Raw genomic sequence first — 25,962 nt, 5'->3', positions numbered from 1 at the left:
CAATGCTTGATCCTGCTGTTACAAGGTCTGACGACCTTCACGCAGGAAGGTTCCCACAAAAAGGCAATTCAATTTCGATTGGCCAGGACCTTGTCCTGAGCCGCATTGCGCAACGCCGCGATCACACAGGGCTCCAGGCGACCTTCGGCGATCAGCACATCGCGGTGCAATCCGTCGACGACATCCGTCAGTTGCCGCTTATCGGTCAACTGCGCCTGATTGAACTCACGTTCCACCACGATGGCGCCGGCCGCATTTTTCAAGGTCACCAGGCATTCGCCATGGGCACCCGACGGGGTCAACGTAACCTGATACGGGCTCAGAGCCTCACCGAGCAATAGGCTGATACTTTCCATCTCGCGATCACCACTCAATAGTCCGAAAACAAAGTGCCTGGAAGGGCGTGTCTACAGTTAATGACCCCTGGCCCAAGAAGAAAGTTCTGAATACCGCATGGCAGCGGTATCTGCGTCTGCGGGGTAATTGAGCATGCGCCGCAAAGATGACAAGGAAAAAACAGCCGGATTCAGGCCTTGGCTTGAAGCATCGACTCCAGCAGATAGACATCCAGCAACCGACGCATCAACACCGCGGAAACGGGTGTGTGCAGGTGCCCCAGGAGTTTGACGTCGCTGTCGGCCAGCAAGGCCTTCACGTCCGGCATGACACTCGGCACCACGTTGCCAAGCAGAATCAGCGCACGGGCCTCGCGTTGTTCTGCCAGATGCCGCACCAGCGCCAGCCCGTCACCGCCCTTGAGCTGCGGATCGCAGAACGCGATATCGACCTTGCCCCTGCGCCCAAGGGAACACAGCGCCGCGGACATCGACGGCGCTGTGAGCACGTCATAGACACCAATGGCGTTGAGCATCTGGTGCAACGCCATCATCTGGAAAGGATTGTGTTCAAGGATCAGGATTTTGAGCGTGCGCATAAGCGACCTCTGGAACGACACGCGCGGACTCTCACCGCAGTTGCCGATCACTCTAGGGGAGCATCCTTCAGCATCCCATCGGAAAAGTAGCCAGATCCCATAGGAAAATTCCGAAACTTACCGGGAACACTCACACCCCCCTTCACTCCTTCGCAGACCGATATCCGTCCATCCACCCAGCAACCCGCGCACCTGCCCGTCAGCCCCGTAAAAAGGCACTGTCCACTGGTAGATCTCCCGCACACCGTTGTTGAATTTCAACTGGCGCTTGGTGAATCGGGGTTTGCGGCTGTCAAGCTGGACGATGAACTCGGCATGCAACTGCTCGGCAGTCTCCCTGGGCACGACATCGACTTCGATCAGTTGCCGCCCTTGAACCTGGTCCAGTCGGGTCGACAATGCCTCCTCATAACTTTTGTTGCACATGACCAAACGCCCCTCCACATCACGCATAAACATGGGATCGGGCATGGCATCCATCAGCGCATGCTGAAAGGCGAGTTGCTCGCTGAGGTCGTTCTCGACATCCAGATGCTGCTTGATCAGCGTCGAGAGCCGTCGGTTCCAGAGCAAGGACAGCAGGCCGAACAAGCTGACGATAAACACGCCCCAGCAGCCCCATTGGGTCAACCGTTGCCAGAACGACAGCGCCGGCCTGGGGGCGATGCCATCCAGCCACTTCAGGCGAATAGCCCGCAACTCCGCCGGTGGAAAGGCTTCAAGTGCCTTGTTAAGGATGCTCAATAAATGCGGCTGCCCTTTGCGTACGGCCAGATGATCGGCTTCCCACGAGCCCTCCACCGTATGGCCAATCTTCAACTGCCCAACCGGATAGAGCTGCGCCCCTGTTTCGTTCTCGATAGTGGCGTCGACCTCGCCACTTTCGACCAACGCCCGGGCTTCAGCATAAGTCTTGACCGAGCGCAGCTCGATGGCCGGGTGGTCACGCCGAATGGTTGCCTCCATGGCGTGCCTGGCCGGCAACACCAGTTTCTTTTCCGACAGTTGTTCCAGGGATTGAAGAAGCGGCGCCCCGGCACGCCCAACTAACACCCAGGCAGAACCACCAAAGGCATGGCTGAAGTCCAGGAACAGCTTGCGCTCATCATTCAGCGCCAGCGTCGTGGTCATGTCCGCTGCACCACTCTCCAGACGCCGGAGTAAATGCTCGGTGGAAAAGGTTTCTTCATGGACGAAATGCAGCCCCGTCATCACGCTGATGCGGTCGAGCACATCGATGTTCAAGCCACTCCATTGCCCGTACTCGTCCTTGAACTGGTACAGCGGGTATTGCTTCGATGCAACGATGACTTGCGGATGGGCGCGAATCCATTGCCGCTCTTCGGCGTTCAGCTCAATGCCGTCGACGGTCGTCGGTGTCGCGACCTCGTACTCCATCAATTGTGCTGCACGCGCGCAATGTCCAAGGCTCATGGCGCCCAGCAAAAAAATCCAGCACACGGCTGGTCTCAACCCTCTTAAAAACAGCATTGCCACTTCCTTCGTGATCAACTCGCCCGTCCTTCAGGGGCGAAAACGCGACAAGTGTGGCACGCAGAAACAAGAAAGCCCGTCAGGAGACGGGCTTCAAAATGTGACAGTTTTTCGGGCTTAGAGAGGCTTGCCGCGGTTGCCATGCTGACTGACAAAGGCCTGCACGGCTTTCAGGTCATTCGGTAACACGGTGCAGCGCTCTTCTCTCTCAAACAAATCAGAAAGATGTGCAGGTAGTTCGAGAGCTTTTCCTACACCAGCTTTTTCCACAGCGTCGGGGAATTTGACCGGATGGGCTGTGCCGAGGATCACCATCGGGATATCCAGGCTGCGACGGCATTCCCGCGCGGCCTTGACGCCGATGGCGGTGTGCGGGTCCAGCACCTCACCGGTCTGTTCGAAGACTTCGGCGATGGTTTCGCAGGTTTGTGCGTCATCCACGGCCAGGGAATCGAACAGCTTGCGGGCTTCGGTCCAACGTTCTTGTTCGACGCTGAAACCGCCACCCTGCTTGAAGTTGTCCATCAGGCCGGCAATCGCTGCGCCGTTGCGACCGTGCAGGTCGAACAGCAGGCGTTCGAAGTTCGACGAGACCATGATGTCCATGGACGGCGACAACGTGGCGTGCAGGGTTTCCTTGACATACTGATTGCCGCTCATGAAGCGGTGCAGGATGTCGTTACGGTTGGTGGCGACGATCAACTGGTTGATCGGCAGGCCCATGTTGCGCGCCAGGTAACCGGCGAAGATGTCACCGAAGTTGCCGGTCGGCACCGAGAACGACACCGAACGCGCCGGGCCACCCAGTTGCAGCGCCGCGTGGAAGTAGTAAACGATCTGGGCCATGATCCGCGCCCAGTTGATCGAGTTCACTGCCACCAGGCGTGTACCTTTGAGGAAGCTCTGGTCGGCGAAGCTGTTCTTGACCATTTCCTGGCAGTCATCGAAGTTGCCTTCGATGGCGATGTTGTGGATGTTCTCGCCGAAGATGGTGGTCATCTGGCGACGCTGCACTTCAGACACACGGTTGTGTGGGTGCAGGATGAAGATGTCGACGTTTTCGCAATGCTTGCAGCCTTCGATGGCGGCCGAACCGGTATCACCGGAGGTGGCGCCGACGATCACCACGCGCTCACCGCGTTTTTCCAGCGTGTAGTCAAGCAGGCGACCGAGCAGTTGCAGGGCGAAATCCTTGAACGCCAGGGTCGGGCCGTGGAACAGCTCCAATACCCATTCGTTGCCATTGAGCTGACGCAACGGCGCCACGGCGTTGTGGGAAAACACGCCGTAGGTTTCTTCAAGAATCTTTTTGAAATCGGCATCCGGAATGCTGCCGGCCACGAACGGGCGCATCACCCGGAAGGCCAGTTCGTGATACGGCAGGCCGGCCCAGGAAGCGATTTCTTCCTGGGTGAAACGTGGCAGGCATTCCGGCACGTACAGGCCGCCGTCCGTGGCCAGACCGGCCAGCAGGACGTCTTCGAAATTCAGGGCCGGTGCCTGGCCGCGGGTACTGATATAACGCATAGGGGCAAACCTTTGGTTTGAGCTACAAGTTGCAAGCTACAAGCGGCAAGACAAAAGCAGATTGGCTTTTACTTACAGCTTGAAGCTTGCCACTTGCCGCTGCTTCAATTCAATTCAGATGTTCGACACGGATCCGCACAACCGGACCGACGACGCCCGCCAAGGCTTCCAGGGCGGTGATCGCGTCGTTCATGTGCTGCTCCAGCACACGGTGGGTCAGCAGGATCATCGGCACCAGGCCGTCGTGTTCTTCGACTTCCTTCTGCATGATCGATTCGATGTTGATGCCGCGCTCCGACAGAATGCTCGCCACTTGGGCCAGCACGCCTGGATGGTCCTTGGCCTGGATCCGCAGGTAGTACGCGCTTTCGCAGGCTTCGATCGGCAGGATCGGGTGGGCCGACAGCGAATCCGGCTGGAAGGCCAGGTGCGGTACGCGGTTTTCCGGGTCCGAGGTCATGGCGCGAACCACGTCCACCAGGTCGGCGATCACCGACGAAGCGGTCGGCTCCATGCCGGCGCCAGCGCCGTAGAACAGGGTCGAACCGGCAGCATCACCGTTGACCATCACCGCGTTCATCACGCCGTTGACGTTGGCGATCAGGCGATCGGCCGGGATCAGCGTCGGGTGCACGCGCAACTCGATACCTGCCGCGGTGCTACGCGCCACGCCCAGGTGCTTGATGCGATAGCCCAGGGCTTCGGCGTAGTTCACGTCAGCGGTGGTCAGCTTGGTGATGCCTTCGGTGTAGGCCTTGTCGAATTGCAGCGGGATGCCGAACGCGATGGACGCCAGGATCGTCAGCTTGTGAGCGGCGTCGATGCCTTCAACGTCGAAGGTCGGATCGGCTTCGGCGTAACCCAGGGCTTGCGCTTCGGCGAGTACGTCTTCGAAGGTGCGGCCCTTCTCACGCATTTCGGTGAGGATGAAGTTACCGGTGCCGTTGATGATGCCGGCAACCCAGTTGATACGGTTGGCGGACAAGCCTTCACGGATCGCCTTGATCACCGGTATGCCGCCAGCCACGGCCGCTTCGAACGCAACGATCACGCCCTTCTCGCGAGCCTTGGCGAAAATTTCATTACCGTGAACGGCAATCAATGCCTTGTTCGCGGTGACCACATGCTTGCCATTCTCGATGGCCTTGAGTACCAGCTCGCGGGCAACGGTGTAGCCGCCCATCAGCTCTATGACGATGTCGATCTCAGGGTTCGTGGCCACTTCGAACACATCGTTGGTAATCGCAATACCGGTCGTCTGGAACTGAGGCTTTGGCGTGCGCATGGCAATTTGTGCCACTTCGATTCCACGCCCGGCACGACGAGCAATTTCCTCGGCGTTGCGCTGAAGTACGTTGAAGGTACCGCCACCGACGGTCCCTAACCCACAGATGCCTACTTTGACCGGTTTCACTGTGAACTCCCCATAAAACGGCCGACGCAAGGTCGGCCGTGAAAACAGCCGCAAGCTAGCGGCTCTCTATTAATGGTCAGGCGGGTGACCGCCGGACCATGATCGTCAAAGGCTGACCGTGACGATGCGAATTATTTCGCGCCCAATGCCAGTTTGGCGACTTGTGGCGCAGGCTGGTAGCCCGGAATTACCTGACCGTCAGCCAAAACGATGGCCGGCGTACCATTGACACCGATCGATTGACCGAGGGCGAATTGCTTGGAAACCGGGTTATCGCACTTGGCGGCCTTGATTTCCTTGCCATCGACCATCTTGTCCATCGCGGCTTTCTTGTCTTTCGAGCACCAGACGGCTTGCAGCTGTTCGTCACCCGGCGAGCCCAGGCCCTGGCGCGGGAACGCCACATAACGCACTTCGATGCCGCGCTTATTCAGCTCAGGCACTTCGGCGTGCAGCTTGTGGCAGTACGGGCAGGTGGTGTCGGTGAACACGGTGATGTGCGACTTGGTTTCGCCGATGGCCGGGTAGACCACGGTTTCTGCGACCGGAATCTCGTTGACCAGTTTGGAAACGCCCAGGCGCTCGGTCTTCTCGGTCAGGTTGACCGGTTTGCCGTCCTTGAGCTGGAACATGTAGCCCTGCATCACGTACTGGCCGTCGGCGCTGGCGTAGAGCACGCGGCTGCCTTTGAGTTTGACTTCGTACAGACCGGCCAGCGGGCTCGCGCTGATGCTGTCGATCGGGGTTTCGAGCTGGAGGCTTTCCAGGCTTTTACGAATAGCTTTGTCAGCCGCATCATCGGCGACGGCAAAGGTGCTGACCAACGCAATGGCTGCGGCGGCGAAAATCTGGGTCAGACGCATGAGAACTCCTGAAGGCGGACAAATGGGACGATCAGAACGCCCGTGCCGAAACACCGGGTCATAATCGCCCATCGTGCAAACCGGCAAAGCCTACCACATAAGGCTGGTGGGGCCGAATGCGGGTGATGCACGACATCGAGGATGTCCCCCTTTTCTGTGGGAGCGGGGTTGCTCGCGAAGGCGTTGGGTCAGTCGATATCATCTGTAACTGACACACCGTATTCGCGAGCAAGCCCGCTCCCATAAGGGGGACACGGTCAGCCGCGCGGATGGTGTTTGGCGTGCAGGTCTTGCAAGCGGGCACGGGCGACGTGGGTGTAGATCTGGGTGGTCGACAGGTCGCTATGGCCGAGCAGCATTTGCACTACCCGCAGGTCGGCGCCGTGGTTGAGCAGGTGCGTGGCGAAGGCGTGACGCAGGGTGTGCGGCGATAGCGACTTGCCGATCCCGGCGACCTTGGCCTGATGCTTGATGCGGTGCCAGAAGGTCTGGCGGGTCATTTGCTCGCCGCGCTGGCTCGGGAACATGACGTCACTGGGCCGCCCGCCGAGCAGCTCGCCACGGCCGTCACGCAGGTAGCGCTCGACCCAGACAATCGCCTCCTCGCCCATCGGCACCAGCCGCTCCTTGCTGCCCTTGCCCATCACGCGCAACACACCTTGACGCAAGTTGACCTGCTCCAGGGTCAGGCTGATCAACTCGGTCACCCGCAGGCCGCAGGCGTACAGCACTTCCAGCATGGCGCGGTCACGCTGGCCGATGGCTTCGCTCAAGTCCGGTGCATTCAGCAACGCCTCAACGTCGGCTTCCGACAAGGATTTGGGCAACGGCCTACCCAGTTGTGGCATGTCGACACGCAAGGTCGGATCGACGGCGATCAGTTTTTCCCGCAACAGATAGCGATAAAAGCCACGTACGCCGGAGAGAAATCGTGCGGTGGAGCGGGGTTTGTAGTTTTGTTCGAGGCGCCAGGCCAAGTGGTCGAGGATCAATTCACGACCAGCGTTGATCAGCTCCAGGTTTTTTTCCTGCAACCAGCCGTTGAACAGGGCCAGATCGCTGCGATAGGCATCGCGAGTGTTATCGGACAGGCCTTTTTCCAGCCACAGCGCGTCGAGGAATTGGTCTATCAGGGGGTGGTCGATGGCGGGCATAGAGACTCAGGTCACGGGAAACTGAGGGCAAGTCTTTCATAGCCGGACAGGCCTTCACAGTGCCAGATGCAATTGCGGTGACGGCATGATCACCTGTAGGAGCGAGGCTTGCCCGCGAAGGCGTCATATCAGCCAACATCAATGTTGAATGTAAGTCCGTCTTCGCGGGCAAGCCTCGCTCCTACGGGTAAGGGTTGTATCGGGTAAATCGCAGGCAACAAAAAAGCAGCCCGAAGGCTGCTTTTTTCTGCATCGGAAGCTGGACTTAAGCCAGTTTTTCCTTGATGCGAGCTGCTTTACCGGACAGGTCACGCAGGTAGTACAGCTTGGCTTTACGTACGTCACCGCGACGTTTAACGGCCATGCTGTCGATTTGCGGGCTGTAGGTCTGGAAAGTACGCTCTACGCCAACACCGTTGGAGATTTTGCGAACGGTGAATGCACTGTTTACGCCGCGGTTACGCTTGGCGATAACAACACCTTCGAACGCTTGCAGACGCGAACGGTCGCCTTCCTTCACTTTCACCTGAACGACAACAGTGTCGCCCGGGGCAAAGGTAGGGATCTCTTTGGTCATCTGCTCTGCTTCGAGTGCAAGAATGATTTTGTTAGTCATGCTGTGCTCCTAAGGTAAATCGTCGGATTTACCATCGATACGTTGTTAACTATCGTCCCGCTCGCGGATGTATTCCTCGAGCAGCTTCTTCTCTTCTCCAGAAAGCGAGCGGCTTTCCAGAAGATCGGCGCGTCGTTCAAAGGTCCTACCAAGGGACTGCTGTAAACGCCAACGCCGGATATGCGCGTGATTGCCACTAAGCAACACGTCGGGAACACGCTGATCCGCATACACCTCCGGTCGGGTGTAGTGCGGGCAATCCAGCAGACCATCCGTAAAGGAATCTTCCTCGGCGGAGTCTGCATGCCCTAAAGCTCCAGGCAGCAGTCGTGTAACCGCATCGATCAGGACCATCGCCGGCAGCTCGCCGCCAGACAGTACATAGTCGCCAATCGACCACTCTTCATCGACGTGAGCATCAATAAAACGCTCGTCAATGCCTTCATAGCGGCCGGCAATCAGGATCAATGCATCCAGATTCGCCAACTCGCGGACCGCCGACTGAGTCAGCTGACGGCCTTGGGGGGACAGGTAAATTACCTTCGCCGCCTCCCCGGCTGCTGCCTTGGCCTGAACCAGAGCATCTTCCAGGGGCTTGATCTTCATCACCATGCCCGGGCCACCGCCAAATGGGCGATCGTCCACAGTGTGATGTCGATCCGTCGTGTAGTCTCGCGGATTCCAACAGGTAAGCTGCAACAGCCCCTGTTTCACCGCACGACTGGTGATGCCGTACTCGCTGATGGCGGAGAACATCTCGGGAAACAAACTGATCACTTCTACGCGCAAGTTAGCCACGCTTAGAAGTCCGCATCCCATTCCACCTTCATCTCGCCTGCGGCAAGGTCGACGGCCAACACGCATTGCTCCGTATAGGGCAACAGGCGTTCGCGATCATCCAGGCTGCCAGCGCAAGGCTTGACCACCATTACATCATTGGCGCCGGTTTCCAGAAGATGATCGATTTTCCCGAGCAGTTGCCCGAGTTGATCAATAACCTTCAGACCTTCCAGCTGGTACCAGTAGTACTCGCCGTCGGTCAATTCAGGGAACAGGTTGCGCGGCACGCAGATCTCATAACCGGCCAGAAGACGAGCTTCTTCACGATCATCAAGACCCTTGAGCTTTGCGACCAGGAACTTGTCGTTCCCGCGTCCGCTGACCAGCTCGACCTGTTTCACATTGCCTTCGCGCTTGAGCGTCCAGGTTTTGTATTGCAACAGGTTTTCAGTCGGATCAGTAAAGGAGTAAACCTTCACTTCGCCGCGAACGCCGTGAACAGAATAAATCTTGCCGATAACGATCAAATCATCAGCAATGGCAGGCGTCGCGTTCATATTGCTCAGGCCGCAGCCTTAGATGCATCCTTCAACAACTGAGCAACACGCTCAGAAGGTTGTGCACCAACGCTCAGCCAGTAGGCTACGCGCTCTTGGTTCACGGACAGACGAACTTCTTGACCACGAGCAACAGGGTTGAAGAAACCAACCTGTTCCTTGTGCGAACCGTCGCGCGGGTTGCGGCTGTCGGTTACGGTCAAGTGGTAAAACGGGCGCTTTTTGGAGCCGCCAAGGGCAAGACGGATTGTTAGCATGTGAACATCGTTCCTGTAGTCGGTGCTGCAAATCTAAAGGCACAGCGGGCATAGGTGCCCGAAAGGCCGCATATTCTAAGGAATATCCGGACTTTTGCAAATGTCTTTTTCCGGCAGCCTTTCGGTCGCCATCAAGATTTGCTATAGAGCCGTCGTTGAAAACGGCCAGTCAGCTCCCGCCAAGTGCGGGTTTGCTGGAGATCCCACATCGCTGTGGGTCTGCGCCGACATCGCTGCCGGCGCGGATTCTTTACATTTTCGGCATGCCGCCGCCAGGCAACATACCGCCCATGCCGCGCATCATTTTGGCCATTCCGCCTTTTGCGGAGAATTTCTTCATCATCTTCTGCATCTGCTTGTGTTGCTTGATCAAGCGACCGATGTCCTGCACCTGGGTGCCGGAACCCATGGCGATCCGACGTTTGCGCGAACCGCTGATCAGCTCAGGGTCGCGGCGCTCGGCCGGGGTCATGGAATTGATGATGGCTTCCATCTGCTTGAATTGCTTCTCTGCCGCGCCCTGGGCATTGCCCATTTGCGCCAGGTTCACACCGCCGATGTTCGGCAGTTTGTCCATGAGGCCGCCGAGGCCGCCCATGTTCTTCATCTGTTGCAGCTGATCGCGGAAGTCTTCGAGGTCGAAGCCCTTGCCCTTCTTCAGCTTCTTGGCCAGTTTGTCGGCCTTGTCCTTGTCGAGGGTCTGTTCGGCCTGCTCGATCAGGCTGAGCACGTCGCCCATGCCGAGGATGCGCGAAGCAATACGCTCAGGGTGGAACGGTTCGAGCGCTTCGCTCTTCTCGCCCATACCGATGAACTTGATTGGCTTGCCGGTGATGGCGCGCACCGACAGGGCGGCACCGCCACGGGCGTCGCCGTCGACCTTGGTCAGGATCACACCGGTCAGCGGCAGCGCATCACCGAAGGCCTTGGCCGTGTTGGCGGCGTCCTGGCCGGTCATGGCGTCAACCACGAACAGGGTTTCGACCGGGTTGATCGCGGCATGCAACGCCTTGATCTCGCCCATCATCTCTTCGTCGATGTGCAGACGACCGGCGGTATCGACGATGACCACGTCGATGAATTTCAGCCGGGCTTCTTTAATAGCCGCTTGCGCGATGTCGACCGGTTTCTGGCTCAGATCGGACGGGAAGAAGGTAACGCCCACTTCACTCGCCAGCATTTCCAGTTGCTTGATTGCCGCCGGACGGTAAACGTCGGCGGACACAACCATGACCGTCTTCTTCTTGCGCTCTTTAAGGAAGCGCGCAAGTTTACCGGCGGTGGTGGTTTTACCGGCGCCCTGCAAACCGGCCATCAGCACGACGGCAGGTGGAACGGCGCTCAGGTTCAGGTCTTCGTTGGCCGCGCCCATCAGGCTTTCGAGTTCGGCCTGGACGATCTTCACGAAGGCCTGGCCCGGCGTCAGGCTGCGCGACACCTCGGTGCCGACGGCGCGTTCCTTGACCGAATTGACGAAGTCCTTGACCACCGGCAGGGCGACGTCGGCTTCGAGCAACGCCATGCGCACTTCACGCAGGGTGTCTTTGATGTTGTCCTCGGTCAGCTTGGCCTTGCCGGTGACATGGCGCAGCGTCTGCGAGAGACGGTCGGTTAAGTTTTCAAACATTGCGCGATCCTTTCAGGCCCTGTGTAGACCGGGATAATGGCGGCCCAGACCGGAATAAACATGTGCTCGGCGAGCCTGCGGCGTGGGCAGGTCGCGGATTATAGCGAAGACTGCGTCTGGCGGACACCTCGCTGTCAGGTTCTATGGTCTTTCGTGCCATGTGGGTTCTATGCCAAACTCAGCGCCTTTCGGGCTTGCCTAACAGGATTTATGCTCCCCTTGTCACCCAGTTTGCTAACCACCCTCGCCGCCGCCTGCTTATATGCCGCTGCGACTCTCTATCAAGGCACTCGCCTGGCCTCCGGTGCCAAGGCGAACAAGCGCCTGCTGGTCACGCTCGGCGTACTGGCCGTGCTGGCTCACAGTGCCAGCCTGTTTACCCATCTGCTGACGCCGATTGGCCTGGGCCTGGACTTCTTCAGCGCTGCCAGCCTGATTGCCGCTGCGGTCATCGCCCTGACCCTCCTGGCCTGCTCGCGGATCCCGGTAGAGAATTTGCTGGTCTTGCTGTTCCCGCTAGGGCTGGCAACGGTCCTGCTGGCACAGTTCGCTCCCGCCGGTACGGTGCAGATCATCGACGAAGAGCCAGGCATCCTCGCTCACATTCTTTTGTCGATCCTGGCCTACGGCATGTTCACCATCGCGGTGTTCCAGGCGTTGCTGCTGTTGGTGCAAGATCACCAGCTCAAGCACAAGCACCCGTCCGGGCTGATCAAGAACTTCCCGCCGCTGCAAACCATGGAAAGCCTGCTGTTCGGTTTCCTTTGGGCCGGTTGGACCCTGCTGTCGCTGTCGTTGATCTCCGGGTGGCTGTTCGTCGACAACCTGTTTGCCCAGCATCTGGTGCACAAGACGTTGCTGGCCTGCCTGGCCTGGATCGTGTTCAGCGTGTTGCTGTGGGGCCGTAATCGCCTTGGCTGGCGCGGACACAAGGCGATCCGCTGGACCCTCGCCGGTTTCTGCCTGCTGATGCTGGCCTATTTCGGCAGCAAGCTGGTCCGTGAATACATTCTGCACATCTGACGGGCGGCAATAATGGACGACTTGCCCATAGGGCCGATGCTCGCAGTGATCGCCCTGCTGATTTTGTGGTCGGGGCTGTTTACCGCCATCGAAGTCGCGCAGCAGCACCTGCTGGCCCAACGTACCGCCTCACGGGCGAGCGACAAGCCCCTGGCGAAGCTGAGCTTTCCGCTGAACAGCCTGATCCTCTGTAACACCCTGTGCCGCGCGCTGGTGATGGTCATCAGCACCTTGCTGGCGATTTTCACCTGGGCGGAAAACGGTCCATGGGCAGCGTGTGTCGGCGCCGGCGTGATCCTGCTGGTGTTTGCCGACTACCTGCCGCGCACCCTCGCCGTGCGCTATCCGGACGCCATCCTCAACCTGGGCAATACTCTGCTCGGCGCGCCGCTGAAAATCATCTACCCCGCCGCGTGGCTGCTCAACGGCGTCAGTCAATTGCTGATGCGTCCGTTCGGCCGCAAAGCCAAAGTGGTGCAGCAAAGCGAAGACGAAGCGCCGGCGGATCGCCACGATGAACACGAACACGCGCCCTCCCGCCCGCACGCGCTGTCGGGCATTCATGCGCTGGACAACATCACGGTCAACGACATCCTGGTGCCGCGCAGTGACGTCGACGGGATCAACCTCGATGATTCTCTCGAAGAAATCACGCAGCAGCTGCGCAACAACCGGCGCACGCGCCTGCCGGTGTTCCACAGCGACATCAACCAGGTCGAAGCGGTGCTCAATACCCGGCAGATCCGCCATCTATTGCCGGACTCCAACCTGACCGTCGAAGCGTTGCTGGCGGCCTGCCACGAACCGTATTTCGTGCCGGAAAGCACGCCGCTGCAGCTGCAATTGCTGAACTTCCACAAGCAACAGCGACGTTTGGGCATGGTGGTGGACGAGTACGGCGAAGTGCTCGGCATCGTCACCCTGGAAGATATCCTCGAAGAAATCGTCGGCGAGTTCGAGAGCGAACACAGCCTGGACAACCCGCACATCCACCCACAGGCCGACGGCCGATTGGTGATCGATGGCGCGGCATCGATTCGCGACCTGAACAAGAGCCTGGGCTGGCACTTGCCCAGCGATGGCCCGAAAACCCTCAACGGCTTGGTGACCGAAGCGCTGGAAACCATTCCGGAAAGCGCGGTTTGCCTGAAGATCGGGCGTTATCGACTGGAGATTCTCGAAACCGAGGATAACCGGGTAACGCGGGTGATGGTCTGGCATACCAGTTCGGTGCCGGCCCTCGCCAAAATCTGACACGGCCCCTTGTGGAAAGGAGCTTTTGTGGCGAGGGGGTTTACCCCCGTTGCGCTGCGAAGCAGTGCCAAAACCTGCAACCGTGTTTAATCTGATGCACCGCGTCCGTCGACTTTACGACTGCTTCGCAGCCGAACGGGGGTAAACCCCCTCGCCACAAAAGCCACCACCACCCCTTGCCCCCTTGTTTGATCGTTAGCCGCCTTCCTATAATCGAGCCGCTTACCCAAGCCCCGCCCTACCCCAGTGCTACCCGCACGCTGCGTTAAACCCACATCCCTGGGTGTTCGACCATAATAATTCGCTCCACTGGAGCATGACTGTCAGGGATCACCGCATGACGACCAGCACCGCTTACAGCGACACCACGCCTGCCCAACCGACAAACTCCGCCACGCGAGTGGCCACCGCGAGTTTTATCGGCACCGCCATCGAGTTCTACGATTTCTACGTCTATGCCACTGCGGCTGCACTGGTGATCGGGCCAGTGTTCTTCCCGCAGACCTCCGGCACCGCCCAGATGCTCTCGGCGTTTCTCACCTTCGGCATCGCTTTCCTTGCGCGCCCACTGGGTTCGGCGCTGTTTGGCCACTTCGGTGACCGTATCGGGCGCAAATCGACCCTGGTCGCGTCCCTGCTGCTGATGGGCGTGTGCACCACGCTGATTGGCGTGCTGCCAGGTTACGACAGCATCGGGGCCTGGGCGCCGATCCTGCTGTGCGTGCTGCGTTTCGGCCAAGGCTTGGGATTGGGCGGCGAATGGGGCGGGGCGGCGTTGCTGGCGACGGAGAATGCGCCGAAGGGCAAACGCGCCTGGTTCGGCATGTTCCCGCAACTCGGCCCTTCGATTGGCTTCCTGGCCGCCAACGGGTTGTTCCTGACCCTGGCCATGACCCTGAACGACGACCAGTTCCGCTCGTGGGGCTGGCGCATTCCGTTCTTGCTGAGCGCGGTGCTGGTGATGGTTGGCCTGTACGTGCGCCTCAAACTCCACGAAACCCCGGTGTTCGCCAATGCCATGGCGCGCCAGGAGCGGGTGAAGATTCCACTGGTCGAGTTGTTCAGCCAGTACTGGGCGCCGATGTTGCTGGGTGCCGGATCGATGGTGGTCTGCTACGCGCTGTTCTACATCTCGACCGTATTTTCCCTGAGCTACGGGGTGTCGACCCTCGGCTACACCCGCGAAACCTTCCTCGCCCTGCTGTGTTTTGCGGTGCTGTTCATGGCTGCGGCCACGCCTTTGTCGGCTTGGGCCAGTGACCGTTACGGGCGCAAACCGGTGCTGATCATCGGTGGCGTGCTGGCAATTTTGTCCGGCTTCTTGATGGAACCGCTGCTGACCCATGGCACGACCTGGGGTGTGGCGCTGTTCTTGTGCATCGAACTGTTTCTGATGGGCGTGACGTTTGCACCGATGGGCGCATTGCTGCCGGAGCTGTTTCCGACCCATGTGCGGTATACCGGAGCGTCGGCAGCCTACAACCTGGGCGGCATTGTCGGGGCCTCGGCGGCGCCGTTCTTTGCGCAGAAACTGGTGGCGATGGGGGGTTTGAGTTATGTCGGCGGGTATGTGTCGGGGGCGGCGGTGCTGAGTTTGATTGCGGTGCTGTGCCTGAAAGAGACACGGCATAACGATTTGAATCGGGTGGCCTGACAAGGATCGTTCCCATGCTCCGCGTGGGAATGCAGCCAGGGACGCTCCGCGTCCCAAAAGCGGACGCGGAGCGTCCGTTGAGGCATTCCCACGCAGAGCGTGGGAACGATCTTTGTAGCCTTACAACTCGACTACAACAGCCTGAGAAGCGCGGGTCGCTTTAGCCCGAGCCGCTTCAATCGACTCATCCCGCGCCAACGCCACGCCCATCCGGCGCTGGCCGTTCACTTCAGGCTTGCCGAACAGACGCAACGCCGTGTCCGGTTCGCTCAACGCAGCACCCAGGTTGGCGAAAGCGGTCTGGGTCGACTGCCCTTCCACCAGGATCACCGCCGACGCCGATGGCCCGAACTGACGGATCAACGGAATCGGCAGGCCCAGGATCGCCCGTGCGTGCAGCGCGAACTGCGACAGGTCCTGGGAAATCAGGGTCACCAGGCCAGTGTCATGCGGGCGCGGCGAGACTTCGCTGAACCACACTTGATCACCCTTGATGAACAACTCGACACCAAACAGACCACGGCCACCCAGGGCTTCGGTCACGGCTTTGGCGACGCGCTCGGATTCAGCCAGGGCAATCGGGCTCATGGCTTGTGGCTGCCAGGATTCCTGATAATCGCCCTTCTCCTGACGGTGACCGACCGGCGCGCAGAACGTGGTGCCGCCAATGTGGCGCACGGTCAGCAGGGTGATTTCGTAGTCGAAGTCAATGAAGCCTTCGATGATCACCCGACCTTTACCGGCACGTCCGCCTTCCTGGGCGTAATCCCACGCGGTTTTCACGTCAGCTTCGCTACGCAGCAGACTCTGGCCTTTGCCCGAAGAACTCATGACCGGTTTGACCACGCATGGGAAGCCCAGGTCTTCAACGGCTTTGCTGTAGTCCTCGAAGGTGTCGGCAAAGTGATACGGCGAGGTCGGCAGGTCCAGCTCTTCAGCGGCCAGGCGCCGGATGCCTTCACGGTTCATGGTCAGCTGCGTGGCGCGGGCGGTCGGGATCACGGTGAAGCCTTCGGCTTCCAGTTCCACCAGGGTCGCGGTGGCGATGGCTTCGATTTCCGGCACGATGAAGTGCGGTTTCTCGGCTTCGATCACGGCACGCAGGGCCGCGCCGTCGAGCATGTTGATCACATGGCTGCGATGGGCGACTTGCATGGCCGGCGCGTTGGCGTAGCGATCCACGGCGATCACTTCAACGCCCAGGCGTTGCAGCTCGATCACCACTTCCTTGCCCAACTCGCCGCAGCCACACAGCATTACGCGGGTCGCGGTTGGCGACAATGGAGTTCCGATACGGGTCATCTGAAGGTCCTCAAAGAAGCGGATCATCGAGGGTCGCGGCGCCGGGCGCGCTTCCCATGGGGAGAAAGCGCGGCATTTTACATGAACTGCGGGGTTTGGCTTCAGCCGGCGACGGCCTGTTTGCGCAGGCGCCAGGCCATGATCAGCCACACGACCGTCACACCGGCGAACTTCGAACCCATTGCGGTGAGGATCACGGCCGGGGTAAAGGCGTCGATCATGCCGAAGAAGATGAAGGTGTCGAGGGGGATGCTCAGGGCCGAACTTATCCACAGGCGATCGTGTAACGGACGCTTGGTAATGCTGAACACCAGCCAGTCGATGCACTCGGACACCGCGAACGCCGTGGCGCTGGCCAGGGCGATGGACGGATCGGACGTCACGTAGGACAGCACCAGCGCCGCCAGCATCGCCGCGATGGCACCGTGGCCGAAGCGGGTTTGCACCATGTCGCGCAACACAAACACCAGCCCGCCCCAGGCTGACCAGATGATGTCCAGGTGCGGGGCGGTGGAAAAGGCGTAGTTGATCAGCACGACGCTGCTGATGTAGGTGATCAGGAAGAGCATGGTGTTTGAAAATACCTGTCAATTTGGCGCACAGGGTACTTCAGGGAGTGAGGTTGGGCCAAGAGATGTGGCGGCAGTGAAGGCCTCTTCGCGGGCAAGCCTCGCTCCTACGGTTTTGTGTCGTTCACATCACCGCGTAACGCTCCAATCCTGTAGGAGCGAGGCTTGCCCGCGAAAGCTGCACCTCAATTCCCCGGTTTTGCCCCGATCATCCAAAGCAGCCCACTGGATTTGGCCCGCTCATGACACAACCCCAACACCTTGCGCCGCTCTTCGTTGTCCATCCGGCTCCAACGGGTAATCTCTTCCACCGTGCGCTGGCACCCGGTGCAGATATCGTCGTCATCCAGCGCGCAGATGTTCACACATGGCGAAAGCACAGGTCGTTCGGTGGCGTTCATTCTTCCTGCTCGACCAGGTCGCGGGCATAGCGTTGTGAGTTATGCACATAGTGGGCGGCGCTGGCTTCGAGCATCTTTTTCTGCGGCTCGGTGAGCTCGCGCACGACCTTGCCCGGCGAGCCCATGACCAATGAACCGTCGGGAATCTCCTTGTTTTCACCAATCAGCGAATTGGCGCCGATGATGCAGTTCTTGCCGATTTTTGCGCCATTGAGGATCACCGCGTTGATGCCGATCAGGCTGTAGTCGCCGACGGTGCAGCCGTGGAGCATGGCGTTGTGGCCGATGGTCACGCCGGTGCCGATGGTCAGCGGGTAGCCCATATCGGTGTGCATCACAGTGCCGTCCTGGACGTTGCTGTTCTTGCCGATCAGGATCAGTTCATTGTCGCCACGCAGCACGGCGTTGAACCAGACGTTGGCACCCTCTTCCAGTTTGACCTTGCCCACCAGCACGGCATTGGGCGCAACCCAGCTCTGTGGATGGGTTTCGACGCGGGCGTCGCCCAGACGGTATTTCATCTTATTGTCCTCAAGGCTCAGGCAGCCGCGGGTTCACATTCAAGTATTGATAAAGCTTTTCGGGGGACGGTGCAGGCTGATGTCGGCGTCATACAGCAGATTGATCAGCTCGACGATCATGATCGCCGTCAAACCCCAGATCTTGTACTCGCCATAACGATAGCTCGGCACGTACCAACTGCGGCCCTGGTAATCGATGCGGTGGGTATGTTCCCGCGGATCTTCTCGAAAGAACTCCAGGGGCACACTGAACACCGCGGCAATCTCGGCATCGTTGGCCAGGTATTCGACGTAATCGGGAATGACGCCGACATAAGGCGTGACCTTGATGCCGTGCAGGGAGATCAACGGGCTGAGCGGACCGATCACTTCCACCAGCCCGGGCGGTAGGCCGATTTCTTCTTCGGCTTCGCGCAGGGCGGTGAAAATCAGGTCAGGGTCTTCGGGGTCGCGTCGACCGCCGGGGAAAGCGACTTCGCCGCCATGGGTCGAGAGCCCGCTGGCGCGCAGGGTCAGAACCAGTTCCGGTTCATCACTGCGGGTGATCGGCACCAATACGGCAGCCTCGGGGAAACGCTTGTCGGTTTCAAGGGTGCGTGGCGTGTGGTTGCTTACCCGATGCAGTAGCTCGTCCAGCATGAGTGTTCTCGATCTGTGCCTGTAGGGTCTGTTGACGTTTGCTGACGACCGCGTTGCGCGCCAACGCGCGCGAGGCTGCGTTGCGGGATTTGCCAAGGGAACAGACATTAGCTGCATCCCGCGCCTTGCCTCGCACGCGTTGGCACTGCAACGCGGTTCGCCAGCAAACGTCAACAGACCCTATGCATCATGCACCAAACCTAACGACCGCCCAACCCCATATCCGACCCATGTCGCGAAACGACAACTTGCCGACTGACACCGCCGCACGCCAAGATAGGCGCAGCCTCCAGGAACCCAAGCATGAAATTTTGCAGTCAGTGCGGTAAGCCGGTCACCCAGCGCATTCCCGAAGGCGATTCGCGCCTGCGTTTTGTCTGCGACAGCTGTCAGACCATTCACTACCAGAACCCCAATATCGTCGCCGGTTGCGTGGCCACCTGGGGTTCAAAAGTGTTGCTGTGCCGCCGCGCCATCGAGCCGCGCCTCGGTTACTGGACCCTGCCCGCCGGGTTCATGGAAAACGGCGAGACCATCGAACAGGCCGCCGTGCGCGAGACCGCCGAAGAAGCCTGCGCCCGGGTGCGCAACCTGAGCATCTATACGTTGATCGACGTGCCGCACATCAGCCAAGTGCACGTATTCTTCCGCGCCGAACTGGTGGACCTGGACTTTTCTGCCGGCCCCGAGAGCCTGGAAGTGCAGCTTTTCGAAGAAGCCGATATCCCTTGGTCCGAGCTGGCTTTCCGCACGGTGGGCCGTACCTTAGAATGCTTCTTCGCTGACCGGCAGACGGAGGTCTACCCGGTGCGATCCGAGTCGATTCCGCCGCTCACCCAAGCCGCCATCACTTAAGCTTCAGTGAACAAAACCATCTATAACTTATAAATAGTTGCGACACCTCTAGGGATATCGTTTCAATGCGCTGGTTGCTTGCTTTGTTTTGCCTGTCGTTCGTTGTCGTGTCCCAGGCCTCCACCGTGGTCACTCTGGACGGCAAACCCATCGAAAAAGTGCTGGTGCTTAAATCCGCCCATCAACTGCAATTGATCGCCGATGGCAAACCGCTGCGCACCTACCGCATTTCCCTGGGCAAAAACCCCCGGGGCACCAAGCTGATGGAAGGCGACAAGCGCACCCCGGAAGGGTTTTACTGGGTCGATTGGCGCAAGGTCAGTGACCGCTTCAACCTGGCGATGCACATCTCTTATCCGAACATTACCGACTCCGCCCGTTCCCGGCGCGAAGGCGTGGATCCTGGCGGCATGATCATGATCCACGGCACTCCCGACACCTATGACTACCCGGAAGACCTGTTCCACACCCTGGATTGGACCGACGGCTGTATCGCCATGCGCAACATGGACATGCGCGAGGTCTGGGGGTTGGTGCCGGATGGCACGATGATCGAGATTCGGCCGTAATTGATCGTTCCCACGCTCCGCGTGGGAATGCAGCCCGGGACGCTCCGCGTCCCATTCGAGAGCTGGAACGCAGAGCGTCCCTTGAGGCATTCCCACGCAGAGCGTGGGAACGATCATCGTGTTCCAGTCGCTACCTCCGGTCGCCCTTCAAAAATAAATTAAAAAGATCGCAGCCTCCGGCAGCGCCCGCAGCGGAGATACCACTCCCACCTGTAGGCGCTGCCGCAGGCTGCGATCTTTGCTTTAAAAATCCCCACCGCTAATACCACTTCAAACCATCCCCCTCCAAACAAGCCCTTAAGCCCCGGTTTTCCTGCGTCTGAAGGAAAGTGGCCTCATTGACATGGTATTTAAGTGGTATTAGTTTCCGTCCTACACCGGGCGACAACAATCCAATATCCGCATCGGAAAAGACCTACATGAATGACATCCAGGCCCTACGTCCTGACGACACCCAGCCGACGCCCCTGTACCTGCAACTGGCGCGCAATCTGGAAGCAGCGATCCACGCCGGCCAATGGAAAGCCGAGCAGGCCATGCCCTCGGAGCGCAGCCTCAGCGAATTGCTGGGCATCTCCCGCGTGACCGCGCGCAAGGCGCTGGAAGTGCTGTTCGAACAAGGCCTGATCCGTCGCAACCAAGGTTCCGGCACCTTCATCACACCGCGCCTGGAACAACCGCTGTCGCGCCTCTCCGGTTTCAGCGAAATGCTTCGTCTGAAAGGCTTCGTCCCCGGCTCGCAATGGCTGGAGCGGGAAATCACCCCGCCGACCCACGAAGAACTGATCCGCCTCGGCCTCTCGCCCAACGACAAGGTCGCGCGGCTCAAACGCCTGCGCAAAGCCGACGACACGGTGATGGCGATCGAGATGAGCACCCTGCCCGCCTCGATCATTCCCAAGCCGCAAGCGGTGGGCGACTCCCTCTACGAATACCTCGACGGCATCGGCAAACCGATCGTCCGCGCCTTGCAACACATCCAGGCGATCAACGCCTCGGACGAATTCGCCGCGCTGGTCGGCATCGCCCCCGGCACCGCCATGCTGCTGATGACCCGGGTCGGCTACCTGGAAGACAACACGCCCATCGAAGTCACCGACACCTATTGCCGCAACGACTACTACGACTTTGTTGCAGAGCTTCGTCGCTAATCAGAGAACCGATCATGTCCGAAGACAACATCCTCACCGCCCACGGCTGGGTTCGCGGCCGGCTGATTCACCAACACGGCAAAGTCGTGTCCATCGAAGGCGTGCCCTGCGATCCGGCGGACAACGATCTGCCCTACCTGCTGCCGGGTTTCATCGATCTGCACGTTCACGGCGGCGGCGGCAAAGACATCATGGAAGGCGCCACAGCCTTCGAAACCATCACCAAAACCCACGTGCGTTTTGGCACCACCTCGCTGCTGGCCACCACCATGACCGCGCCGAGCGAAGAAATTTCCAGCGTGCTCAAAGCCGTCGGCGAGTATTGCGAGCAGCGCCCGCAAGGCAGCGCCCGGGTGCTCGGCGTGCACCTTGAAGGCCCGTACATCAACCCCGGCAAACTCGGCGCTCAACCGAATTTCGCCCACACCGCGCTGATGGCCGAAGTCGAAGCGTACCTGGCCCTGGCGCCGATCCGCGTGATCACCATCGCCCCGGAAATCGCCGGCCATGACGCCTTGATCCGCGCCCTCAGCGCTCGCGGCGTGCGCATGCAAATCGGCCACACCCTGGGCAGTTACGAGGAAGGCGTGGCCGCGCTGGAGGCCGGCGCCAGCAGTTTCACCCACCTCTACAACGCCATGAGCCCGCTGCATCACCGCGAGCCCGGCATCGTCGGCGCGGCCCTGGCCCACGCCAAATACGCGGAATTGATTCCGGATTTGCTGCACGTACACCCCGGCGCCATGCGCGTGGCCCTGCGCTCGATCCCGTGCCTGTATTGCGTCACCGATTCGACCGCCGCCGCCGGCATGCCCGACGGTGAATACAAGCTCGGCAGCCACACCGTGACCAAATGCCTGGGCGGTGTGCGCCTGGCCGACGGCACGCTGGCGGGCAGCACCCTGACCATGGATCAAGCGTTGCGCAACCTGGTGAAGATCGGTTTGCCGATCGCCGAGGCCTCGCAGCGTCTGTCGCAATTCCCCGCCGACTACCTCGGCATCACCGAACGCGGACGCCTGCACCCCGGCGCCTGGGCTGACTGCGTGCGGCTGGATCGCTCACTCACACTGACCGCCGTCATGGTCGAAGGAGAAGACATTGACTTCAAAAATGCTTGAAGAGGCGCTGTCCTCGTTCGAGGCCGTAGCCGCCCAATTGCAGCAACTCGACCCGCAGATGATCGAGATCGCCGGACGCCTGCGTCGTCAGCCACCGCAAGTGGCGATGACCGTGGCCCGTGGCAGCTCCGATCACGCGGCGAGTTACTTTGCCTACCTGACCATGCAGCAACTGGGCATCCCGGTGGCGTCGTTGCCGATGTCGGTGGTGACCATGCAGCAAGCGCCGTTGAAGGTCAGCGGCCAAGTCGCGTTCGCCTTCTCGCAATCGGGACAGAGCCCGGACCTGGTGAACAGCCTGCGTCTGTTGCGCAAGCGTGGCGCCCTGAGCATTTCCATGGTCAACGCCTCGGACTCGCCACTGGAAGCGGCGTGTGAATTCAGCCTCCCGCTGTTGGCCGGCACCGAAAGCAGCGTCGCCGCGACCAAGAGTTTTATCGCCACCCTCAGCGCCAGCGCCCGGTTGATCGCGCACTGGAAAGACGACGTGGAATTGCTCGAAGCCGGCAATGCCCTGCCGGAAGGTTTGCGCGAAGCGGCACAACAGGACTGGAGCCTGGCCATCGATGCCTTGCGCGATTGTCAGCGCTTGATGGTGATCGGTCGTGGCGCCGGTTTTGCCATCGCCCAGGAAGCCGCACTGAAATTCAAGGAAACCTCGGCGATCCAGGCCGAAGCCTTCAGCAGCGCCGAAGTGCGCCACGGCCCGATGGCATTGATCGGCGAGCAATACCCGCTGCTGGTATTCGCCCCGCGCGGTGCCGAGCAGGCCGGGTTGCTGAGTCTGGCTGCGGACATGCGCCAACGCGGCGCCCGTGTATTGCTGGCCGCGCCCGATGACATCACTGAACGCGACCTGACCCTGACCCGCGCCGAACACCCGGCCCTCGATCCGATCCTGGCGATCCAGAGTTTCTACGTCATGGCCGCCGGTTTGGCCGTCGCCCGAGGCATGGACCCGGACCAACCAAGGCATTTGAGCAAAGTGACGCGCACCCATTGAGTCGATCAACCCTGTAGGAGCAAAGCTTGCTCGCGATGACGGCATTCCAATCGCCGTTGATGCATCGGATGTAACGACGCCATCGCGAGCAAGCTTTGCTCCTACAAGGGGGAATGATCCGAACCGAATTGTTTACTGATGAGTACCGAGCCATGCACAACAATAATAAAGAGCTGACCCTCAGCGCCCCGCTCAGCGGCCCGGTGCTCACGCTCGCCAAAGTCCCGGACCCGGTGTTCGCCAGCGGCGCCATGGGTGACGGGATTGCTATCGATCCATTGAACGACACCCTCCACGCCCCTTGCGCCGGGGTGGTGGTACACGTTGCCCGTACCGGCCACGCCGTGACCTTGCGCGCCGACAACGGTGCCGAATTGCTGCTGCATTTGGGCCTGGACACGGTCGAGTTGCAGGGCGAAGGCTTTTCGATGCTGGTCAAGGAAGGCGCGCGGGTCAGCAATGGCCAACCGCTGTTGCGCTATGACCTGGACAAGGTCGCGCAGCAGTGCAAAAGCCTGGTCAGCCTGATGATCCTGACCAACAGCCAGGATTTTCAGGCGAGGCCGATCACGTTGAAATCGGTGAAGGTCGGCGATCCGTTGCTGCATATCGTTCGGCGATTGAGCAATGGTGCGCAGGCTGAAGTCGAGGTGTCTGGCATCGAAGTTCACGGCCATGTGCGCATCGCCCATCGCGGTGGATTGCACGCACGGCCGGCAGCGTTGATTCGGCAAACCGCGCAAGGTTTCAAGAGCAAGTCGCAGCTGCATTTCGCTGGTAAGTCGGCGTCCTGCGACAGCTTGATCGGGATCATGAGCCTGGCCGTCGGCGAGCAGCAAGAAGTCCAGGTCAGCAGCCAGGGGCCGGATGCCGAAGCAGCGTTACAAGCTTTGTTGAGCGCGTTATCCACAGCCCTGGCGCAAGACAGTCACACCGCTGCGCCAGCGCCGATTGCCCAGCGCAATCGCCCTGCCGAAGCGGGTGTGTTGCACGGTGTTTGCGCGGCGCCCGGTCTGGTCGCCGGGCCGCTGTTTCGCTTGAATGCGATCAGCCTGCCGGTGGACGCCGGCAGCCACGATCCCGAGCAACAACTGCAAGCCCTCGACACGGCGCTGAGCGTCGTACGCAGCGAAATCGACCACACTCTGACCCAAGCCCGCAAGCACAAAAACACCGACGAAGAAGCGATCTTCGCCGCGCACCTCGCGCTGCTGGAGGACCCGGCACTGCTGGACGCGGCGGCGCACGCCATCGACAACGGCAGCGCCGCGACTCACGCCTGGAGCCAATCCATCGACGTGCAATGCGACGTCCTCCAGCAACTTGGCAGCGTATTGCTGGCCGAGCGCGCCAATGATCTGCGCGACCTCAAGCAACGGGTGCTGCGCGCCCTGCTCGGGGACACCTGGCACTACGACATTCCGCCCGGGGCCATCGTCGCCGCCCATGAACTGACCCCGTCCGACTTGCTGCAACTGAGCCAGCACGGTGTCGCCGGGTTGTGCATGGCGGCGGGCGGCGCCACCTCTCACGTCGCTATTCTCGCTCGCGGCAAAGGCCTGCCGTGCCTGGTGGCGTTGGGTTCGACGCTGTTGGATCAGGAGCAAGGCCAAGCGGTGGTGCTGGATGCCGACGGCGGTCGCCTCGAATTGACGCCAACCGCCGAACGCCTGGCCGAAGTGCGTCAGGCGCAACTCGATCATCAGCAACGTCGCGCCCAACAACAGGCGCAGGCGCACACCCCGGCATTGACCCTCGATCGATTGCACATTGAAGTCGCGGCTAATGTGGCGTCCAGCGCTGAAGCTGCGGATGCCTTGGCCAATGGCGCCGATGGCGTCGGTCTGCTGCGCACCGAGTTTCTTTTCGTGGATCGCAACACCGCGCCGGACGAACAGGAACAACGCCTCGCCTATCAATCCGTACTCGACGCCATGGGCGACAAGTCGGTGATCATCCGCACCATCGACGTCGGCGGCGACAAGCAACTCGACTACCTGCCGCTGCCGAGTGAGGCCAATCCGGTGCTCGGTTTACGCGGCATTCGTCTGGCCCAAGTGCGGCCGGAATTGCTCGACCAGCAACTGCGCGCGCTGCTGCACGTCAGTCCGTTGTCGCGCTGCCGGATCCTGTTGCCGATGGTCACCGAAGTCGATGAGTTGCTGCACATCCGCCAACGCCTCGATGCCTTGTGCACTGAGCTGGAGCTGACCCAACGCCCGGAGCTGGGGGTGATGATCGAAGTCCCGGCCGCCGCGCTATTGGCCGAGCAACTGGCCGAACACGCGGACTTCCTGTCTATCGGCACCAACGATTTGTCCCAGTACACCCTGGCCATGGACCGCGACCATGCCGGCCTCGCCTCCCGGGTCGATGCGCTGCACCCGGCGCTACTGCGATTGATCGCGCAGACCTGCGCCGGCGCGGCGGTGCATAACCGCTGGGTCGGGGTGTGCGGCGCGCTCGCCTCCGATCCGCTGGCCACGCCCGTGTTGATCGGTCTGGGGGTCAGCGAGTTGTCGGTGAGCCCGGTGCAGATCGGTGAAATCAAGGACCGCGTCCGGCATCTGGACGCCAGCGAATGCCGACGCATCAGCCAGGACCTGCTCAAGTTGAGCAGCGCCAGCGCGGTGCGTCACGCCTGCCACCAACATTGGCCTCTGAGCTGAACAACTAA

General features: G+C 60.3%; 26 protein-coding genes. 9 read left to right on the top strand and 17 right to left on the bottom strand.

The features are described from left to right. Nucleotides 1–68: 68 nt before the first annotated feature. The 12 genes from BK667_RS05605 to ffh form a co-directional block, all read right to left on the bottom strand. Entirely contained in the window at nt 69–356 is a 288-nt protein-coding gene (locus BK667_RS05605; protein WP_123507922.1) for a DUF3509 domain-containing protein, read from the bottom strand. 170 nt (nt 357–526) lie between these two features. Further along, entirely contained in the window at nt 527–934 is a 408-nt protein-coding gene (locus BK667_RS05600; RefSeq protein ID WP_123597023.1) for a response regulator, read from the bottom strand. 117 nt (nt 935–1,051) lie between these two features. Then, a complete protein-coding gene (locus BK667_RS05595; protein WP_123597022.1) occupies nt 1,052–2,425 on the bottom strand; it encodes a transporter substrate-binding domain-containing protein in 1,374 nt (457 codons plus the stop codon). Between the two features lie 120 nt (nt 2,426–2,545). Next, nucleotides 2,546–3,955: a threonine synthase gene (gene thrC, locus BK667_RS05590; RefSeq protein ID WP_123507917.1), complete on the bottom strand. Its 1,410-nt coding sequence runs from the start codon at nt 3,953–3,955 to the stop codon at nt 2,546–2,548. A 109-nt stretch (nt 3,956–4,064) separates the two neighbouring features. Beyond that, complete coding sequence (locus BK667_RS05585; RefSeq protein ID WP_123406326.1) at nt 4,065–5,369, bottom strand: homoserine dehydrogenase; 1,305 nt, start codon at nt 5,367–5,369, stop codon at nt 4,065–4,067. Between the two features lie 131 nt (nt 5,370–5,500). After that, complete coding sequence (gene dsbC, locus BK667_RS05580; RefSeq protein ID WP_123507915.1) at nt 5,501–6,232, bottom strand: bifunctional protein-disulfide isomerase/oxidoreductase DsbC; 732 nt, start codon at nt 6,230–6,232, stop codon at nt 5,501–5,503. 257 nt (nt 6,233–6,489) lie between these two features. Next, on the bottom strand, nt 6,490–7,386 hold the full coding sequence (gene xerD, locus BK667_RS05570; RefSeq protein ID WP_123405600.1) for a site-specific tyrosine recombinase XerD: 897 nt from the start codon (nt 7,384–7,386) through the stop codon (nt 6,490–6,492). A 265-nt stretch (nt 7,387–7,651) separates the two neighbouring features. Further along, entirely contained in the window at nt 7,652–8,002 is a 351-nt protein-coding gene (gene rplS, locus BK667_RS05560) for a 50S ribosomal protein L19 (protein ID WP_063322826.1), read from the bottom strand. 45 nt (nt 8,003–8,047) lie between these two features. Next, nucleotides 8,048–8,821, bottom strand: coding sequence for a tRNA (guanosine(37)-N1)-methyltransferase TrmD (gene trmD / locus BK667_RS05555; protein ID WP_173860472.1), 774 nt, complete (start codon nt 8,819–8,821; stop codon nt 8,048–8,050). Then, nucleotides 8,803–9,339, bottom strand: a complete 537-nt coding sequence (gene rimM / locus BK667_RS05550) for a ribosome maturation factor RimM (protein ID WP_010463008.1) — start codon at nt 9,337–9,339, stop codon at nt 8,803–8,805. Before rimM ends, trmD begins: the two co-directional genes overlap by 19 nt. Before the next feature lie 5 nt (nt 9,340–9,344). Next, nucleotides 9,345–9,596 carry a 30S ribosomal protein S16 gene (gene rpsP, locus BK667_RS05545; RefSeq protein ID WP_010463010.1) on the bottom strand — a complete coding sequence of 84 codons (252 nt, stop codon included), beginning with the start codon at nt 9,594–9,596 and terminating at the stop codon, nt 9,345–9,347. A gap of 250 nt (nt 9,597–9,846) precedes the next feature. After that, nucleotides 9,847–11,223: a signal recognition particle protein gene (gene ffh / locus BK667_RS05540; protein WP_123597021.1), complete on the bottom strand. Its 1,377-nt coding sequence runs from the start codon at nt 11,221–11,223 to the stop codon at nt 9,847–9,849. 210 nt (nt 11,224–11,433) lie between these two features. Between ffh and BK667_RS05535 the strand changes: the two genes are divergently transcribed. The 3 genes from BK667_RS05535 to BK667_RS05525 all read left to right on the top strand — a co-directional run bounded on the left by BK667_RS05535 (nt 11,434) and on the right by BK667_RS05525 (nt 15,154). Next, complete coding sequence (locus BK667_RS05535; RefSeq protein ID WP_123507911.1) at nt 11,434–12,246, top strand: cytochrome C assembly family protein; 813 nt, start codon at nt 11,434–11,436, stop codon at nt 12,244–12,246. Between the two features lie 12 nt (nt 12,247–12,258). Continuing rightward, nucleotides 12,259–13,500: an HlyC/CorC family transporter gene (locus BK667_RS05530; RefSeq protein ID WP_123597020.1), complete on the top strand. Its 1,242-nt coding sequence runs from the start codon at nt 12,259–12,261 to the stop codon at nt 13,498–13,500. Nucleotides 13,501–13,837: 337 nt separating this feature from the next. Next, nucleotides 13,838–15,154 carry an MFS transporter gene (locus tag BK667_RS05525; protein ID WP_123597019.1) on the top strand — a complete coding sequence of 439 codons (1,317 nt, stop codon included), beginning with the start codon at nt 13,838–13,840 and terminating at the stop codon, nt 15,152–15,154. A gap of 120 nt (nt 15,155–15,274) precedes the next feature. On the opposite strand, the gene purT is transcribed toward BK667_RS05525, so the two are convergent. From purT to BK667_RS05500, 5 genes are all read right to left on the bottom strand, one after another. Next, on the bottom strand, nt 15,275–16,456 hold the full coding sequence (gene purT / locus BK667_RS05520) for a formate-dependent phosphoribosylglycinamide formyltransferase (protein ID WP_123507907.1): 1,182 nt from the start codon (nt 16,454–16,456) through the stop codon (nt 15,275–15,277). Between the two features lie 101 nt (nt 16,457–16,557). Further along, nucleotides 16,558–17,025 (bottom strand): 7-cyano-7-deazaguanine/7-aminomethyl-7-deazaguanine transporter, encoded by a 468-nt coding sequence (locus BK667_RS05515; protein ID WP_123597018.1) that lies wholly within the window; start codon nt 17,023–17,025, stop codon nt 16,558–16,560. A gap of 185 nt (nt 17,026–17,210) precedes the next feature. Further along, nucleotides 17,211–17,426, bottom strand: a complete 216-nt coding sequence (locus BK667_RS05510) for a DUF1289 domain-containing protein (protein ID WP_123597017.1) — start codon at nt 17,424–17,426, stop codon at nt 17,211–17,213. Then, nucleotides 17,423–17,947: a gamma carbonic anhydrase family protein gene (locus tag BK667_RS05505; protein WP_054616048.1), complete on the bottom strand. Its 525-nt coding sequence runs from the start codon at nt 17,945–17,947 to the stop codon at nt 17,423–17,425. Before BK667_RS05505 ends, BK667_RS05510 begins: the two co-directional genes overlap by 4 nt. 39 nt (nt 17,948–17,986) lie before the next feature. After that, nucleotides 17,987–18,586 carry a CoA pyrophosphatase gene (locus BK667_RS05500; RefSeq protein WP_123405582.1) on the bottom strand — a complete coding sequence of 200 codons (600 nt, stop codon included), beginning with the start codon at nt 18,584–18,586 and terminating at the stop codon, nt 17,987–17,989. A 303-nt stretch (nt 18,587–18,889) separates the two neighbouring features. On the opposite strand from BK667_RS05500, the gene BK667_RS05495 reads away from it, so the two are divergent. From BK667_RS05495 to ptsP, 6 genes are all read left to right on the top strand, one after another. Next, nucleotides 18,890–19,441 (top strand): NUDIX hydrolase, encoded by a 552-nt coding sequence (locus tag BK667_RS05495; protein ID WP_123507901.1) that lies wholly within the window; start codon nt 18,890–18,892, stop codon nt 19,439–19,441. 65 nt (nt 19,442–19,506) lie between these two features. Continuing rightward, complete coding sequence (locus BK667_RS05490) at nt 19,507–20,010, top strand: L,D-transpeptidase family protein (protein ID WP_054054751.1); 504 nt, start codon at nt 19,507–19,509, stop codon at nt 20,008–20,010. A gap of 419 nt (nt 20,011–20,429) precedes the next feature. Continuing rightward, nucleotides 20,430–21,161, top strand: a complete 732-nt coding sequence (locus tag BK667_RS05485; RefSeq protein WP_123597016.1) for a GntR family transcriptional regulator — start codon at nt 20,430–20,432, stop codon at nt 21,159–21,161. A 14-nt stretch (nt 21,162–21,175) separates the two neighbouring features. After that, entirely contained in the window at nt 21,176–22,282 is a 1,107-nt protein-coding gene (nagA, locus tag BK667_RS05480; protein WP_123597015.1) for an N-acetylglucosamine-6-phosphate deacetylase, read from the top strand. Next, a complete protein-coding gene (locus tag BK667_RS05475) occupies nt 22,263–23,285 on the top strand; it encodes an SIS domain-containing protein (protein ID WP_123507895.1) in 1,023 nt (340 codons plus the stop codon). Before nagA ends, BK667_RS05475 begins: the two co-directional genes overlap by 20 nt. A gap of 152 nt (nt 23,286–23,437) precedes the next feature. After that, on the top strand, nt 23,438–25,954 hold the full coding sequence (gene ptsP / locus BK667_RS05470; protein ID WP_123597014.1) for a phosphoenolpyruvate--protein phosphotransferase: 2,517 nt from the start codon (nt 23,438–23,440) through the stop codon (nt 25,952–25,954). Nucleotides 25,955–25,962 lie beyond the last annotated feature (8 nt).

Origin of the sequence: Pseudomonas frederiksbergensis (assembly GCF_003732705.1) — a bacterium.
Taxonomy (GTDB): domain Bacteria; phylum Pseudomonadota; class Gammaproteobacteria; order Pseudomonadales; family Pseudomonadaceae; genus Aquipseudomonas; species Aquipseudomonas frederiksbergensis_F.
Note: the sequence above shows the minus strand (reverse complement) of the source record. Positions and strands in the feature narration are given on the sequence as shown.